Here is a 17,079-nt window from a genome sequence, read left to right as displayed (position 1 = left end):
TTACATATTTAAGTTGCTTTACGCATACCTTTTAGAATAAGGCTGACGATAAAGATCAGCACGATAGCACCAATTAGTGCTGGGAATACGTAGAAATCACTTACTTTCCAACCCCAGTTCCCTAAAACCATACTACCAATCCAAGAACCAACAATACCTGCAATAATATTCCCAATGATGCCACCAGGTACATCCTTACCTAAAATTACGCCAGCTAACCATCCAAGAATTCCTCCGATGATTAAATACCAAATGAAACTAATCATTATTTTCATCTCCTTAAAATTAAGATATAATGGCGATTACTTAGTTATACCCTGAATAGAGTAGATTAAACGCATTGATCTTGTTTAGTAATTATTACATGCTTTAAATTAGGCTGGGGTATGATGCCTAATTTGCGTTGGCTGGAGGGATGACAGCCAAACCTTCTGCATAATTTATTGTGAAAATGTCCACATTAAATACAATACTTCTATATGGTCCATACATCGAATGAATCGCTTACTTCTATAGTATGTTCACAAATGAAATTTGTACCAGTATCTACAATCTACGCCAACTCCCCATTGTAAGTAGTATAAAATCAACCATCTAACTAAATTATTTGCAAAAACAGCCTGTTCATTCGCGACAACCCACATTTTTGTTGATGCAGAATTTCAATTACCTATCACCTATATGCATGTTCATTTTCCGTATTTGTTATAGGCTATTATTCATAGTTACCTAATCATTTTTCATTTTAGTGAAAGGAAAAATGGGAAAATCATCACTTTTTGAATAGTTTGAAAATTTTGTTTAAAACGATTATAATGTAGGAAAAGGAGCGTGTTATTTATGAATATGGCTGTCATGAAACGTTTGAATCGTCAAGGTTTTCTTATCGCTGGTTTGCATTTGTTAGTTTTACTAAATCTTGCAGCCGATTTCTTATACACAACGTAACAATTAAATAGAAAGGTGAATAAAATGTTTGTCTCATTCTAAAACAACCGTGTCGTGTAAATTATTTGCAGCTCACGGTTGTTTTTATTTTGACCAAATAACTGAAAAGAGGGATTTTTCTGCCAAATGTCAAATACATAGACATATAGGGGAGGGGTATGATGACGCTAAGATTAGATCAAGCATTCATTGATGTGGAGAGACCTTTTGCATGGTTGGACTTAGATGCGCTGGATAAAAATATCCAAATTGTACAAGATGCCTGTGGCGAGAAACAAATTCGCATTGCGACAAAATCGATTCGTTCTGTCGACGTGCTCCGGTATGTTCAAAAAAACCTCGCACAGGTTGTAGGATTTATGACGTTCACGGCTGCCGAGACGATTTTCTTACTTCAGCAGCAATTTGATGATGTATTACTAGGCTATCCGGTAATGGAGGAAGCGTCTATTCGCCGCTTGTTGCATTTCGTCAAAGAAGGAAAAACGGTTACTTTTATGGTTGATCGACAGGAACATGTCCAATTATTGGCGAGGTTAGGGGAAGAAATAGATGTACGTGTACAAATCTGTATCGATATCAATGTGTCGAATGATTTTAAAGTATTGTATTTTGGAACAAAGCGTTCCTCATTATATTCGCTTGAGACGTTAACTCCTTTCTTACAAGCTATTCAAAAAAATCCTTTCCTAGAAGTTGTTGGAGCGATGGGCTATGAGGCCCAAATTGCAGGGGTTGGTAATCGTCCTGCAAATGCTTTAAAAGGTAGGGTCATAGACGCCATGCAAGTGCAGGCCAAAAAACAAGTTACACAATTCCGTCGACTAGCTATTGCCCATATTAAAGCGTATTTTCCAAACCTACGCTTTGTTAATGGTGGTGGCTCTGGGAGTATGTCTTACACCGCCAAGCAAAAAGAAGTGACAGAAATTACTGTAGGATCTGCATTTTACGCTCCTGGACTATTCGATCAATTTACTCATTTACAGCTAGAAAAAGCAGCTGGATTTGCTTTAAGGGTGACGAGAAAGCCTGAAAAAAATATCGTTGTTTGTCACGGAGGGGGCTATACGGCTTCAGGTGCAGTAAACATGGACCGCTTGCCAGTATTCTATGAACCTACCACATTCGCATATCTTACCTTAGAGGGAGCCGGTGAGGTGCAAACACCTATTAAGGTCAAAGGAAAAACGGTCAATATTGGCGATACAATTTATTTTCGACATGCCAAAGCAGGAGAGCTTTGTGAGCGTTTCCAAGTGCTACATGGTATTCGAGGGGACAAGTATATCGGGCGTTACACAACTTACAGGGGGGATGGCCAATGTTTTCTATAGAAAAATGGCGAAATGGAGAAAAATGGACTAACTGGGCAGGGAATGTTATTTCATATCCAAGCGAAATGTATGCACCACATTCTATTGAAGAAGTTTCAACTATTGTAAAACAAGCACGCGAAACAGGAAAATCGATTCGTGTCACAGGTGCAGCTCATTCATTTAGCGCTGTGGCAATGCCGGAGCATATAGCTATTTCCCTACATAATATGCGTGGATTAATTGCTGTAAATGAGGAAAGGCAGGAGGCAACTTTGTGGGCTGGAACCTATCTCTATGAAATGGGTCCAATGCTGGCAAAACATGGCTTTGCTTTAATCAATATGGGGGATATTCAGGAGCAAACGATTGCAGGGGCAGTATCGACCGGCACACATGGTACAGGTGTTACACTAGGTTCATTGTCATCTGCAGTTATGGCATGGGGCTTTGTAGATGGAAAGGGTACTTATCATGAGCACAGGAGAGGGATGGACGATGTATCCGAAGCCCTTCATGTATCATTAGGTATGCTTGGTATTCTTGTCAAAGTTACGGTCAAGGTAATGCCACTATATGGCTTACATTATGTGGGGGCAAGAGAGACATTGAGCAATGGACTTACTACATTTGCTGAGGATATTCGTCTACATCGACATGTAGAGTGGTTTTATTTCCCTGGCAGTGAGACGATTCAAGTAAAGCGAATGAATGCTGTAGCGCCTATCTATCAAAGTGAATGGAATAAGAGAATTGAAACTCTAAAACTTCAAATAGTAGAAAATGGTGCTTTCTTTGCTATGTCAGAGCTATGTAAATGGAAACCTTCGTTTAGTGGTACGATGAGTAAAATAGCTGCTGCTAATGTCGTGGAAAGTGAAAAAGTAGGAATAAGCTATGAAATTTATCCTTCACCTCGTAGTGTAAAGTTTCAAGAGAGTGAATATGCCATCCCGTTATCTCACTTTGAAGCCTGTTTAGAAGAAATTCATGCAACCTTTAAAAAAGGCCTTTTTGATGTACATTTTCCATTAGAGTGTCGAACAACTGCGGGTGAAGCAGGTTTTTTAAGTCCTACGCAGGGGCGTGAGTCAGCCTTTATAGCTTTTCATATGTATAAAGGGATGTCGGAGGAGCCTTATTTTAAATGGGTGCATACATTGATGCAAAAATATGAAGGTCGTCCTCATTGGGGAAAACAACATCATTTAACAGCACAAAAAGTGTATGAGTTATATCCGGAGATCGAAAAGTTTTTAACGGTTCGGCAGCAGTATGATCCAGATCAAGTATTTTTTACAGGATACTTAAAAAAACTGTTTCTATTGTAAGCGCTCTCTCTATTTTTATATGATTCCACCTTGTCCTAGTATTTGGTAGGTCTATTATTTATTCATTTTTGTTTTTATCAGAAAAATTTAAATTTGAACGAAATGTCAAAATTTTTATCAAAGCGAGATAAAACTTATGCTTAATCAGCATGTAAACGATTTCAATTTTGACAGATTTTTTGAATTGTTTAAACAATTCAAAAAATAGTGTTGACGAGACCTTTTTTTCGTACTATGATAACAACAATTTAACACGTTCGTTACAGCAGTGATCGACTAGAAAGCTGTTAATCTATAAATAAAAACAAAAGAGACAGAACATTTTGATTATAGTGACGAACAAAGTATGGAAAGCAATGAGGGGCGTTTAAAATGAGAAGTGACATGATTAAAGTAGGCGTAGATCGAGCGCCACATCGAAGTCTTTTATATGCAACAGGCAAAGTAAAAGCAAAAGATTTAGGCAAACCATTTATTGGGGTTTGTAACTCTTATATCGACATAATACCAGGTCACGTTCATTTACGTACGTTCGCTGATGTAGTGAAAGAAGCTATTATTGAAGCGGGTGGTATTCCATTCGAATTTAATACAATTGGTGTCGATGATGGTATTGCAATGGGGCATATTGGGATGCGTTATTCATTACCTAGTCGTGAAATTATAGCAGACTCAGCTGAGACGGTTATTAATGCACACTGGTTTGATGGTGTTTTTTATATTCCAAACTGTGACAAAATTACACCTGGTATGCTTATGGCAGCGGTTCGTACGAATGTACCATCTATCTTTGTTTCGGGTGGTCCAATGGAGGCCGGTACCTCTGCTACAGGTAAGCAGCTTTCCCTCACATCAGTTTTTGAAGGAGTAGGGGCTCATAAATCAGGGAAAATGTCAGCTGAAGAGCTGTTAGATATTGAAAATAATGCATGTCCAACATGTGGTTCATGCTCAGGTATGTTTACAGCAAACTCCATGAACTGCTTAATGGAAATGCTAGGTGTCGCATTACCAGGGAATGGTACAATCGTAGCTACTTCTGAAGAGCGTCACCAGCTGATTAAAGAAGCAGCTAAACAATTAATTCGTATGGTAAAAGAAGATATTAAGCCACGCGATATTATTACAAAAGAAGCTATTGATGATGCATTTGCTCTTGATATGGCAATGGGTGGCTCAACAAACACTGTTCTTCATACATTAGCCATTGCGAATGAAGCAGAAATAGACTATAACATTGAAGATATTAATAAAGTAGCGGAACGCGTACCGTATTTAGCAAAAATTATGCCTGCTTCGGATATTTCAATGGATGACATCAATAAAGCCGGTGGAGTTAGCGCTATTATTAACGAATTAACAACGATTCCAGGTGCTATTCACCCAGATCGTCCTACAGTTGCAGGAGTGACAATGGGAGAACTTGTTAAAGATTATCACATCACGAATGATCAAGTCATTCGAACAAAAGACAATCCATATAGTGCTGTAGGTGGGTTATCCGTATTATTCGGTAACATCGCACCGGATGGTTCTGTTATTAAAGTAGGGGCGGTTGATCCTTCCATCCAAGTATTCAAAGGCGAAGCAATCGTTTTTGATTCACAAGAAGCAGCCCAAGAGAATATTGATAATGGAACAGTTAAAGAGGGCCATGTAGTCGTCATTCGCTACGAGGGACCTAAAGGTGGCCCGGGGATGCCAGAAATGCTTGCACCTACCTCTGCGATTCAAGGTCGTGGTCTTGGTACAAAGGTTGCTTTAATCACAGATGGTCGTTTCTCAGGAGCATCTCGAGGTATTTCAATTGGACATATTTCACCAGAAGCAGCTGAAGGTGGTCCAATCGCTTTAGTTGAAAATGGAGATATTATTGAAATTGATCTACCAAATCGTACGATTAATTTACAAGTTTCAGATGAAGTTTTAGCTGAACGTCGTGCAAAATTACCAGTCTTTGAGCCAAAAATTAAACGAGGTTGGCTAGCAAGATATTCAAAATTAGTGACGAACGCCTCAACTGGCGGCGTAATGAAAATTTAACAACTAAATATATGAAAACGTTGATGAGGTTAAAGGTTCTAGAGCCTTGTATCTACCAGAGAGCCGGTCGTGCTGGAAGCCGGCGATACAACTAGATCCGACATCCCCTCGGAGTGGGCTATTAAACGTGTTTACACCATTAGATAGCTCCGGGCATAGTCGAAAGTGCTCGTTATTAATGAATAAATGTTTTATGACACTCTATTGGATGCGAATTCTTTCGCATTGGTGCATAAATGCAATCATTTATTCGCGAGGTAGCAATTATTTGCTATAAAAAAGGGTGGTACCATGGAAAGTCTTTTTCATCCCTACGTAAGGTAGTTCTTTGCGTGTGGAGAAAAAGGCTTTTTATTATTTTCACGAATGAAATGCAAACTCTCAACCAAATGGAAGAGAGTGCAGATAATCCAGCTTGTGACACTTCATTAATCTACAACACTGATGTGTGAGTTTGAAAGATATAAAGGAGGCATAATTTGATGAGTGCAAATGTTTCAATGAATGAACAAGAACAATTAGTAACAACTGTTACTGCTGAGCAAACCTATCAAGCAAAGGACGGTGCAGATGTATTAGTGCAGGCATTGCACGATCAAGGTGTTGAAATCATCTTTGGCTATCCTGGAGGAGCCGTATTGCAAATCTATGATGCAATGTATAAAAATCCAATCCGCCATATTTTAACTAGACATGAACAGGGTGCTATTCATGCAGCCGAGGGTTATGCTCGTGTTTCTGGTAAAACAGGTGTTGTTATTGCGACAAGTGGGCCAGGCGCAACAAATCTCGTAACAGGTATAGCGGACGCCATGATTGATTCCATTCCATTAGTTGTCTTTACAGGTCAGGTTGCTACTTCTGTAATTGGAACAGACGCTTTCCAAGAAGCAGATATCATGGGGATTACGACACCAATTACAAAGCACAATTACCAAGTGCAGGATGTAAATGATATTCCACGTATTGTTAAAGAGGCGTTCCATATTGCTAGCACAGGTCGTAAGGGACCAGTTGTCGTGGACTTCCCAAAAAACGTTTCACAAATGTTGTTTGATGTAGAGAATCCGCCACAAGCACCTGATGATATTTATTTACCAGGCTATCAGCCAACATATAAACCAAATTACTTACAGATCCAAAAAGCGATTCAAGCGATTTCCTTGGCAAAGAATCCAATCATTTTAGCTGGTGCAGGTGTTCTCTTTGCTGATGCACGTGAGGAATTAACAGCCTTCGCAGAAAAATACCGTATTCCAGTAACGAACACATTGCTAGGACTTGGGTCCATTCATGGTGAACATGATTTATTCCTTGGGATGGCAGGTATGCACGGTACAGTAACAGCAAATACAGCCATCACCAAATCTGATTTATTACTTAATATTGGTGCACGTTTTGATGATCGTTTAACAGGTAATTTAGCCACATTTGCACCAAATGCAACAATCATCCATATCGACATAGATCCTGCTGAAATTGGCAAAAACGTTCCGACAGATATTCCGATCGTTGCAGATGCAAAAGAAGCTTTGAAAGCATTATTGAAAAAGGACTTCGAAGGTCCTGATACAGCAGATTGGTTAGCCTATTTAAACAATCATGCCAATGACTATCCATTATGGTATTGCAAGAATGATGATGATCAGGAAGTTTTACCACAAGAGGCATTGCAATTAGTGCATAAAATTACTGAGGGTGATGCCATTGTAACGACTGATGTTGGGCAGCATCAAATGTGGGCAGCGCAATACTACCATTTAAATAATGATCATGCATGGGTAACGTCTGGTGGACTTGGTACGATGGGCTTCGGCTTCCCAGCCGCAATTGGCGCTCAATTTGCGAAGCCAGACAAAAAAGTTATTTCGATTGTAGGAGATGCAGGCTTCCAAATGACTGCACAGGAGTTATCCATTCTACAGGAGTTTAACTTACCAGTAAAAATTGTGATTTTGAATAATAGCTGCCTTGGCATGGTCCGTCAATGGCAACAGACATTCTATGAAGAGCGTTATTCATCATCGCTTATGCCAATCCAACCAGACTTTGTTAAGTTAGCAGATGCCTATAATATAAAAGGCTATCGAATTAACACAATTGATGAAGCGGAGGATATTTTCCGTGAGGCACTACTTTCTGATGAGCCAGTATTAATTGATTGTCGAGTGAAACAGCTTGAATGTGTTTACCCAATGGTAGCACCAGGCAAAGGCTTACATGAAATGATTGGGGTGAAAAAGAATTGAAACGAGTAATTACCGTAACTGTGATTAACCAAAGTGGTGTGTTAAACCGTTTGACAGGTCTATTGATGAAGCGTCAATTCAATATTGAATCGATTACAGTAGGTCATACGGAACAAGCAAACTTTTCAAAGATGACTTTTGTAGTCCACGTCGAGGATGAACGCAAGATCGAGCAGCTAGTGAAACAATTATCGAAGCAAATTGATGTGTTAAAGGTCAATGACATAACGGATAAATCAATTGTTTTGCGAGAGCTAGCGCTGGTAAAGGTTATTTCACCGCCAAATTTACGTTTGGAAATGAATTCGATTGTCGAACCATTTCGTGCTCAAATTATTGATACGGCTAAAAACGTTGTGACGTATCAAGTGGTAGGGCACCCAGACAAAATTGATGCCTTTATCGAACTCATTCGACCATATGGCATTAAAGAGCTTACTCGTACAGGGGCCACTGCTTCTGTTCGTGAAACACAAAAAATCTCAAATCCACAGCTCTCTATTTTAAAATAGTTTGCATATAAATTTAACAAGCTTTATGGAGCTAAAAAAACAAACCAAATTCTAGGAGGAAATGAACTATGGCTACTATGTATTATGAACAAAATATCAACGAGGACGTACTAAAAGGAAAGAAAATCGCAATCATCGGTTATGGCTCACAAGGACACGCACATGCATTAAACCTTAAGGAATCAGGCTTTGATGTAGTAGTAGGGGTTCGCCCAGGTGGATCTTTCGATGCTGCAAAAGCAGATGGTATTGATGTAAAAACGGTGGCGGAGGCTGCACAAGAAGCAGATGTTATCCAAATTTTATTACCAGATGAGCGTCAAAAAGCAGTTTATGAAGCAGAAATTGCACCACATCTACAAGCTGGCAAAGCTTTAATGTTTGCGCACGGCTTCAACATTCACTTTGGTCAAATTACACCACCAGCAGATGTTGACGTATTTTTAGTAGCACCAAAAGGCCCAGGACATTTAGTGCGTCGTCAATTCCAAGAAGGAGCTGGCGTACCAGGTTTATTCGCTATCCATCAAGACGCGACAGGTCAAGCAAAAGATTTAGCACTTGCTTATGGTAAAGGAATTGGTGCCGCACGTGGTGGACTTCTTGAAACATCATTCAAAGAAGAGACAGAGACAGATTTATTCGGTGAACAAGCAGTTCTTTGTGGTGGTGCAACACAACTTGTAAGAGCAGGATTTGAAACGCTAGTAGAAGCTGGCTACCAACCGGAATTAGCATACTTTGAAACACTTCACGAGCTTAAATTAATTGTTGACCTTATGTTTGAAGGCGGTATGGCAACAATGCGTTACTCGGTGTCAGATACAGCTGAGTGGGGAGATTATGTGGCGGGACCACGCATTATCGATGAGTCAGTAAAAGCACGAATGAAAGATGTGTTAACAGATATTCAAGATGGTACATTTGCTCGTCGTTGGATTCAAGAAAATGAAAATGGTCGCCCAGAATATACAAAATTCAAAGAGGCTGGTGCAAACCATCAAATTGAAGAAGTGGGTGCAAAATTACGTGCTATGATGCCATTCATTAATGAAGGTAAAGAAAAAGTTGTGAGAGAAGTGGCTACAAGTGCGAAAAATTGATATTTTCGATACGACGCTTCGCGATGGTGAACAATCTGCTGGGATCAACTTAAATACGGCCGAGAAGATTGAAATTGCCAAACAGTTAGAGCGCCTTGGAGTGACAATTATTGAAGCAGGGTTTCCTGCTTCGTCACCCGGTGACTTTGATGCCGTCCATCGCATTGCAGGAACCGTAAAAAATTCTATTATCACAGGTCTAGCTCGCTGTATCCAAAAGGATATCGATACGACTTGGGAAGCAATTAAAGTAGCAGAGCAACCACATATTCATGTTTTTCTAGCAACCTCACCCATTCATATGGAATATAAGTTAAAAAAATCCCCAGATCAAGTGATCGAGCAAGCGGTTGCGGCAGTTAAATATGCAAAAAAATTCTTTCCTCTTGTGCAATGGTCTGCCGAGGATGCATTCCGTTCGGATCGTGAATTTTTAGTACGAATTATGAATGAAGTGGTTGCTGCTGGTGCTTCAACGATTAATGTTCCTGACACTGTAGGCTATGCTTCCCCTCAGGAATATGGCGCATTATTTAAATTCCTACTGGAAAATGTAAAAGGTGCTGACAAAGTAAAATTCTCTGCCCATTGTCATGATGACCTTGGGATGGCCACAGCCAATACGATTGCTGCCATCGAAAATGGTGCCGCGCAAGTAGAGGGAACCATCAATGGTATTGGCGAACGTGCAGGGAATGTAGCACTAGAAGAAATTGCGGTGGCACTGCATATTCGCAAAGATTTTTACCAAGTGGAAACTGGCATACAGCTGCAAGAGATTAAACGCACGTCTCAATTAGTCAGTAAATTGACAAACGTTGTGATTCAGCCTAATAAAGCAATTGTTGGAAAGAATGCATTTGCGCATGAATCAGGTATCCATCAAGATGGCGTCTTGAAAAATCCGGAAACCTACGAAATTATCTCACCTGCCCTAATCGGTGAGGGTGAAATACCATTAGTACTTGGGAAACATTCTGGGCGTGCTGCCTTCCGTGATCGTGCTGAAACAATGGGCTTCAACCTTTCCGATGAAAAGCTGAACAAAGCGTTTGTGGAATTTAAAAAACTAGCTGATCGGAAAAAAGAGATTACAGAAGAGGATTTACTAACTCTTCTCACAGAACAACAGGTTCAAATAGAGGATGTACCACTCTTTGATTTGAAGATGGTACAAGTGCAATATGGAACAGAAAATATTCCTACTGCTACAGCCATTGTCCTAACACCAGAGGGGCTAGAGAAAACGGTTGTTGCGACTGGCTCTGGTTCTGTGGAGGCCATTTTTAATACGCTGGAGCAGCTTGTACCTGGAGCTGTTCAGGTGCTTGATTACCGTGTGTCATCTGTAGGGAAGGGCCGAGATGCACTTGGTGAAGCGGTTATTAATATTCGTTATGATAATGTATCGACAACAGGCCGCAATTCTTCACAAGATGTTTTAGAAGCTTCGGCTAAAGCTTATTTAAATGCCATTAACCGTCATTTAATACAAGCAAGTCTTCGCGCACAGCCTGTATAGGTTGTAAAGGTAGTGAATTGTGTGATGTACCATTCACGCGTCGGATGCAATGATGTCATGGCGTATTGTATCTTTCAAAAAAAATTACGCTTAGTCGTAATGAATACGCTCATCTAAATAGTAGGTAGGTGAGCGTTCTTACTAAATTAGCGAATGCGCTAAAAAAAGAAAGGTGTTTTGACGATGGAGAAAAAAATTACAGTCCTTCCTGGTGACGGGATTGGGCCAGAGGTTGTTGCTTCTGCTGTACGTGTACTACAAGTGATTGGTAAACGATTTAATCATACATTTCATTTAGGATATGCAACAATTGGGGGTGCTGCCATTGATCAGCACAACAATCCATTACCAGAAGAAACAATCGAGATGTGTGAAAATAGCGATGCGATTCTATTAGGAGCTGTTGGTGGACCAAAATGGGATCAAAACCCACCTGAATTACGCCCAGAAAAAGGGTTATTGCGTATTCGCAAACACTTCGATTTATTTGCAAATCTACGTCCAGTAAAGGCGTTCCCGAGTTTACTAGATGCTTCACCATTAAAACGTGAAGTAGCTGAAAACGTTGATTTAATGATTGTTCGTGAACTAACAGGCGGCGTATACTTCGGGGAACCACGTATGCGTACTGAAAATGGCGCAATTGATACAACTGTTTATTCAAAAGCAGAGGTGGAGCGTATCGTTGAAAATGCCTTTGAGCTAGCACGTTTACGTGGAGGCAAATTATGCTCTGTTGATAAGGCGAATGTTCTTGAAACAAGTCGCTTATGGCGTGAAGTCGTAGAAGCAAAGAAAAAAGACTATCCAGATGTCATCGTAGAACATAATCTAGTCGACTCTGTTGCGATGAAACTAATTACAAATCCTGGTCACTATGATGTAGTAGTCACTGAAAATATGTTTGGTGATATTTTAAGTGATGAAGCGTCAGTTATTACTGGTTCTTTGGGCGTCCTTCCATCGGCATCTATTCGTGGTGATAATTTTGGCTTATATGAACCTGTACATGGATCAGCTCCGGAAATTGCAGGGCAAGGAGTAGCAAACCCTGCGGCAACAATTCTATCTGTTGCGATGATGCTACAATATTCCTTTGGCCTGAAAGAAGAGGCGGCAGAAATTGAGCGTGCTGTTAGTGCAGTATTTGATGATGGTTACTTTACAGCAGATCTTGCTCGTGACGGCAGCCGCATTTTATCAACAAATGAATGGACAGATAAAGTGATTAACGAAATTGATACTAGTTTTGTTTCACAAAGTATTATGACAACATATATTTAAAGAAATAGGTGAAGACAATGGGTAAAAATATAATTGAAAAGATTTGGGATAAACATGTAGTTTATCAGGAAGAGGGCAAACCGGACCTGTTATATATTGATCTTCATTTAATTCATGAAGTAACATCTCCGCAAGCTTTTGAAGGTCTACGTTTGAACGGACGCAAAGTGCGTCGTCCTGATTTAAGCTTTGCGACAATGGATCATAACGTACCAACGAAAAATTTACCGACAATTCATGATCCTATTGCACGCAACCAAATCGAAACATTGGCTAAAAATGCAAAAGAGTTTGGTGTTGAGCTAGCAGGAATGGGTCATCCTGACCAAGGGATTGTACACGTTATTGGGCCAGAGCTGGGATTAACACAACCAGGGAAAACTATCGTTTGTGGCGATTCTCATACATCAACTCACGGTGCCTTTGGTGCGATTGCTTTCGGGATTGGTACATCAGAGGTTGAGCATGTCTTATCAACACAAACTTTATGGCAAAATAAGCCGAAAACGATGGAAATTCGTGTTGAAGGGGAGCTACCAGTTGGGGTAGCTGCAAAGGATATTATTTTAGCCATTATTGCAAAGTTTGGTATTGGTGTTGGCACTGGGCATATTGTGGAATTCACTGGAGAGGCTATCCATAAATTGTCTATGGAAGAACGGATGACAATCTGTAATATGTCGATTGAGGCAGGAGCGAAAGCTGGGCTGATTTCACCTGATCAAACAACAGTGGATTATATTCGTGGTCGCAAATATGCGCCACAAGGTGAAAAATTGGAGGAAGCAGCCGCTTATTGGTTAAGTTTGGCTTCCGATGAGGATGCTACGTACGACACAGTTCGTATCATAAATGCAGAAGAAATCGAACCAATCATTACATGGGGCACAAATCCATCGATGGGTACGGGTGTTTCTGGTCATGTTCCAACACAAGCAGATTATGAGGATGAATCTGATAAGGCAGCTCTTCAAAAAGCTTTAGCCTATATGGGCTTAGAGGAAGGGCAACCTTTAACATCTATTGATATTCAGCATGTCTTTATTGGCTCCTGTACAAACTCACGCATTAGTGATTTACGCGCAGCTGCTAGTGTCATTCAGGGACGTAAGGTGCATGATAATGTAACAGCAATTGTTGTGCCGGGTTCACATACGACGAAGAAGCAAGCAGAGGAAGAGGGCTTGGATAAAATCTTTATCGAGGCAGGCTTTGAATGGAGAGAGTCAGGTTGCTCCATGTGCCTAGCGATGAATGATGATGTTGTACCAGCTGGTGAACGCTGTGCCTCTACATCCAATCGCAACTTTGAAGGACGTCAGGGAGCGGGTTCTCGTACACATTTAGTATCACCACCGATGGCAGCTGCAGCTGCGATTGCAGGTCATTTTGTGGATGTACGTGAATTTGTGAAGGAAACTGTGTAAGTCTTGCTTTACACGGAAGGGATGATTAAAAATGGAACCAATTAATATCGTTAATAGTGTCATCACACCACTTGATCGTAAAAATGTTGATACAGATCAAATTATTTCAAAAGAATTTCTTAAACGTATTGAGCGCACAGGATTTGGACAATTTTTATTTTATCACTGGCGTTACGATGCACAAGACAATGAGATCAAAGACTTTGTTTTAAATAAACCTGAATTTAAAGAATCCAAAATTTTAGTGGCGCAAGATAATTTTGGCTGCGGTTCATCCCGCGAACACGCACCATGGGCCATCTTAGATTATGGCTTTAACGTGGTGATTGCCCCTTCTTTCGCAGATATCTTCCATAATAACTGCTTTAAAAATGGCATTCTACCTATTAAGTTAACAGAAGCAGAATGTGATGAAATTCTGGCTAAGGGATTAGCAAAGCCATATACAATGGAAGTAAATCTTGCTGAGCAAACAGTGACAGGTGAAGATGGTAAAGTTTATCATTTCACAATTGATCCGTACTATAAGGAAACATTACTAAATGGTTGGGATGAAATTGCTTTAACCTTTAAATACGAAGAACATATTGCTGCCTATGAGGCAAAGCGGGTAGCATTCTAAGCAAAAGTGGCTGGATAAATCCTAGCTATAAACTAAAAAGCCAGTGAAATTTTACGATTAATAAAATTTCGTTGGCTTTTAAAATTTTTTCAATAAGAAAGTCTTCTGATACATTAACTCATCAAAAATATATTAATTAGTTTTGCTTTATATAAAAGTAAAGTTACAGAAAGAATGTATTGCCTTCTATGTTCACCATTTCAAAGCTATTCTGTAGAAACTTTCGATTCGACAGTTGAAGAAAAAGCATATTCAGTTATTACTCATTCTAACTGGAAGACATAGTGTTAGGAGAATCAGTGAATTGAAAAGATGGTATACGTTATTTAAGCTTCAGGATAATAATGCTGAAGGAGTATGTAAGGCTTTTTCCTGATGAAAGTGCTATGGTTATCGGTTCTAACTGCAAAGCAATGGGATTATTTTTTAGAAACGATATAAAACGTGCTATTGTATAAAATACAATATTTAATAGTAGGGAGATAGAAAAGAAAGTTTTTAACTAATTTCATGTTGACTATTTTGTTAATATAATATATTATTGATTTCTATCGTGAAATATCGATAGATGTTAATAAGTATTAATCACAGGTGTTAACATAAAAATATTTTGATATATTGTGAAACATCATTTAGCGAATAAAATATTTTGAATTAGTTGTTGACAAACACGAAAATGTTTTGATATAATAAAATTCCTGTCGCTGTATGGCAGTATAAAATGAACCTTGAAAACTGAACAAGCAAAACGTAATCAATAAAGTTTTAAGTAACTAGTTTCAGCTAGTGAACGAAACAAAATTTTGGACATCAAAATTGATGCCAGCAAAACAATTTGAGCTAATCAAATTTCTTTTATGGAGAGTTTGATCCTGGCTCAGGACGAACGCTGGCGGCGTGCCTAATACATGCAAGTCGAGCGAACAGAGAAGGAGCTTGCTCCTTTGACGTTAGCGGCGGACGGGTGAGTAACACGTGGGCAACCTACCTTATAGTTTGGGATAACTCCGGGAAACCGGGGCTAATACCGAATAATCTGTTCCACCTCATGGCGGAACACTGAAAGACGGCATCTCGCTGTCGCTATAAGATGGGCCCGCGGCGCATTAGCTAGTTGGTGAGGTAACGGCTCACCAAGGCGACGATGCGTAGCCGACCTGAGAGGGTGATCGGCCACACTGGGACTGAGACACGGCCCAGACTCCTACGGGAGGCAGCAGTAGGGAATCTTCCACAATGGGCGAAAGCCTGATGGAGCAACGCCGCGTGAGTGAAGAAGGTTTTCGGATCGTAAAACTCTGTTGTAAGGGAAGAACAAGTACAGTAGTAACTGGCTGTACCTTGACGGTACCTTATTAGAAAGCCACGGCTAACTACGTGCCAGCAGCCGCGGTAATACGTAGGTGGCAAGCGTTGTCCGGAATTATTGGGCGTAAAGCGCGCGCAGGCGGTCCTTTAAGTCTGATGTGAAAGCCCACGGCTCAACCGTGGAGGGTCATTGGAAACTGGGGGACTTGAGTGCAGAAGAGGAAAGTGGAATTCCAAGTGTAGCGGTGAAATGCGTAGAGATTTGGAGGAACACCAGTGGCGAAGGCGACTTTCTGGTCTGTAACTGACGCTGAGGCGCGAAAGCGTGGGGAGCAAACAGGATTAGATACCCTGGTAGTCCACGCCGTAAACGATGAGTGCTAAGTGTTAGGGGGTTTCCGCCCCTTAGTGCTGCAGCTAACGCATTAAGCACTCCGCCTGGGGAGTACGGTCGCAAGACTGAAACTCAAAGGAATTGACGGGGGCCCGCACAAGCGGTGGAGCATGTGGTTTAATTCGAAGCAACGCGAAGAACCTTACCAGGTCTTGACATCCCGTTGACCACTGTAGAGATATAGTTTCCCCTTCGGGGGCAACGGTGACAGGTGGTGCATGGTTGTCGTCAGCTCGTGTCGTGAGATGTTGGGTTAAGTCCCGCAACGAGCGCAACCCTTGATCTTAGTTGCCATCATTTAGTTGGGCACTCTAAGGTGACTGCCGGTGACAAACCGGAGGAAGGTGGGGATGACGTCAAATCATCATGCCCCTTATGACCTGGGCTACACACGTGCTACAATGGACGATACAAACGGTTGCCAACTCGCGAGAGGGAGCTAATCCGATAAAGTCGTTCTCAGTTCGGATTGTAGGCTGCAACTCGCCTACATGAAGCCGGAATCGCTAGTAATCGCGGATCAGCATGCCGCGGTGAATACGTTCCCGGGCCTTGTACACACCGCCCGTCACACCACGAGAGTTTGTAACACCCGAAGTCGGTGAGGTAACCTTTTGGAGCCAGCCGCCGAAGGTGGGATAGATGATTGGGGTGAAGTCGTAACAAGGTAGCCGTATCGGAAGGTGCGGCTGGATCACCTCCTTTCTAAGGATTATTTCGGAATACAAACCTAGGGTTTGTAAGATTACGTTTTGCGTTCAGTTTTGAAGGTTCATTCTTCCGAATGAAATACTTCAAATATTTGCTCCTGTCGCTACGCTTTCGTCGCAAAGCTGCGAAGAAGTAGAAGCAGGCAGTAACTTTGTTCTTTGAAAACTGGATAAAACGACATTGAAATTGTAACAAACACATTTATTTTTTAAGTTTTTTATAGGCTTAATAACATTAGTAAGGTTTCAAGACACAAGCAGTTCTAGGAAGCAATCGAGTGAATGAAGGAGCGTACTTCAGTACGTGACT

The 17,079-nt window shown here is 40.7% G+C and carries 11 protein-coding genes and 1 rRNA gene; 11 read left to right on the top strand and 1 reads right to left on the bottom strand.

The window, feature by feature from the left end:
• Positions 1–8: 8 nt before the first annotated feature.
• Positions 9–266, bottom strand: a complete 258-nt coding sequence (locus OU989_RS13280) for a GlsB/YeaQ/YmgE family stress response membrane protein (RefSeq protein ID WP_274793515.1) — start codon at positions 264–266, stop codon at positions 9–11.
• Positions 267–1,106: 840 nt separating this feature from the next.
• Here OU989_RS13280 and OU989_RS13275 point away from each other — a divergent pair.
• From OU989_RS13275 to OU989_RS13225, 11 genes are all read left to right on the top strand, one after another.
• A complete protein-coding gene (locus OU989_RS13275) occupies positions 1,107–2,285 on the top strand; it encodes an amino acid deaminase/aldolase (RefSeq protein ID WP_274793514.1) in 1,179 nt (392 codons plus the stop codon).
• The gene (locus OU989_RS13270; protein ID WP_274793513.1) at positions 2,273–3,595 is read left to right on the top strand and encodes a D-arabinono-1,4-lactone oxidase; all 1,323 of its coding nucleotides are present in this window, start codon (positions 2,273–2,275) and stop codon (positions 3,593–3,595) included. Before OU989_RS13275 ends, OU989_RS13270 begins: the two co-directional genes overlap by 13 nt.
• Positions 3,596–3,967: 372 nt before the next feature.
• Positions 3,968–5,638 (top strand): dihydroxy-acid dehydratase, encoded by a 1,671-nt coding sequence (ilvD, locus tag OU989_RS13265; RefSeq protein WP_274793512.1) that lies wholly within the window; start codon positions 3,968–3,970, stop codon positions 5,636–5,638.
• Positions 5,639–6,120: 482 nt separating this feature from the next.
• Complete coding sequence (ilvB, locus tag OU989_RS13260) at positions 6,121–7,887, top strand: biosynthetic-type acetolactate synthase large subunit (protein ID WP_274793511.1); 1,767 nt, start codon at positions 6,121–6,123, stop codon at positions 7,885–7,887.
• Positions 7,884–8,399: an acetolactate synthase small subunit gene (gene ilvN, locus OU989_RS13255; RefSeq protein ID WP_274793510.1), complete on the top strand. Its 516-nt coding sequence runs from the start codon at positions 7,884–7,886 to the stop codon at positions 8,397–8,399. Before ilvB ends, ilvN begins: the two co-directional genes overlap by 4 nt.
• Positions 8,400–8,467: 68 nt before the next feature.
• Complete coding sequence (ilvC, locus tag OU989_RS13250) at positions 8,468–9,502, top strand: ketol-acid reductoisomerase (protein ID WP_274793509.1); 1,035 nt, start codon at positions 8,468–8,470, stop codon at positions 9,500–9,502.
• A complete protein-coding gene (locus OU989_RS13245) occupies positions 9,489–11,024 on the top strand; it encodes a 2-isopropylmalate synthase (RefSeq protein WP_274793508.1) in 1,536 nt (511 codons plus the stop codon). Before ilvC ends, OU989_RS13245 begins: the two co-directional genes overlap by 14 nt.
• Before the next feature lie 183 nt (positions 11,025–11,207).
• Positions 11,208–12,308, top strand: coding sequence for a 3-isopropylmalate dehydrogenase (leuB, locus tag OU989_RS13240; RefSeq protein WP_274793507.1), 1,101 nt, complete (start codon positions 11,208–11,210; stop codon positions 12,306–12,308).
• Positions 12,309–12,325: 17 nt separating this feature from the next.
• The gene (leuC, locus tag OU989_RS13235; protein ID WP_274793505.1) at positions 12,326–13,735 is read left to right on the top strand and encodes a 3-isopropylmalate dehydratase large subunit; all 1,410 of its coding nucleotides are present in this window, start codon (positions 12,326–12,328) and stop codon (positions 13,733–13,735) included.
• 31 nt (positions 13,736–13,766) lie between these two features.
• Positions 13,767–14,357, top strand: a complete 591-nt coding sequence (gene leuD / locus OU989_RS13230; protein ID WP_274793504.1) for a 3-isopropylmalate dehydratase small subunit — start codon at positions 13,767–13,769, stop codon at positions 14,355–14,357.
• A gap of 854 nt (positions 14,358–15,211) precedes the next feature.
• Positions 15,212–16,764: ribosomal RNA gene (locus tag OU989_RS13225) — 16S ribosomal RNA — on the top strand.
• The last annotated feature ends 315 nt before the right edge of the window (positions 16,765–17,079 follow it).

It is taken from the genome of Lysinibacillus irui (assembly GCF_028877475.1).
In the GTDB taxonomy this organism is placed as follows: domain Bacteria; phylum Bacillota; class Bacilli; order Bacillales_A; family Planococcaceae; genus Lysinibacillus; species Lysinibacillus irui.
This window is presented reverse-complemented; position numbering and strand designations above follow the sequence as displayed.

Bases quoted from the DNA above. Each gene is read 5' to 3' on its own strand.
- OU989_RS13280 (WP_274793515.1), bottom strand. From the start codon at position 266: ATGATTAGTTTCATTTGGTATTTAATCATCGGAGGAATTCTTGGATGG.
- OU989_RS13275 (WP_274793514.1), top strand. From the start codon at position 1,107: ATGATGACGCTAAGATTAGATCAAGCATTCATTGATGTGGAGAGACCT.
- OU989_RS13270 (WP_274793513.1), top strand. From the start codon at position 2,273: ATGTTTTCTATAGAAAAATGGCGAAATGGAGAAAAATGGACTAACTGG.
- ilvD (WP_274793512.1), top strand. From the start codon at position 3,968: ATGAGAAGTGACATGATTAAAGTAGGCGTAGATCGAGCGCCACATCGA.
- ilvB (WP_274793511.1), top strand. From the start codon at position 6,121: ATGAGTGCAAATGTTTCAATGAATGAACAAGAACAATTAGTAACAACT.
- ilvC (WP_274793509.1), top strand. From the start codon at position 8,468: ATGGCTACTATGTATTATGAACAAAATATCAACGAGGACGTACTAAAA.
- leuB (WP_274793507.1), top strand. From the start codon at position 11,208: ATGGAGAAAAAAATTACAGTCCTTCCTGGTGACGGGATTGGGCCAGAG.
- leuC (WP_274793505.1), top strand. From the start codon at position 12,326: ATGGGTAAAAATATAATTGAAAAGATTTGGGATAAACATGTAGTTTAT.
- leuD (WP_274793504.1), top strand. From the start codon at position 13,767: ATGGAACCAATTAATATCGTTAATAGTGTCATCACACCACTTGATCGT.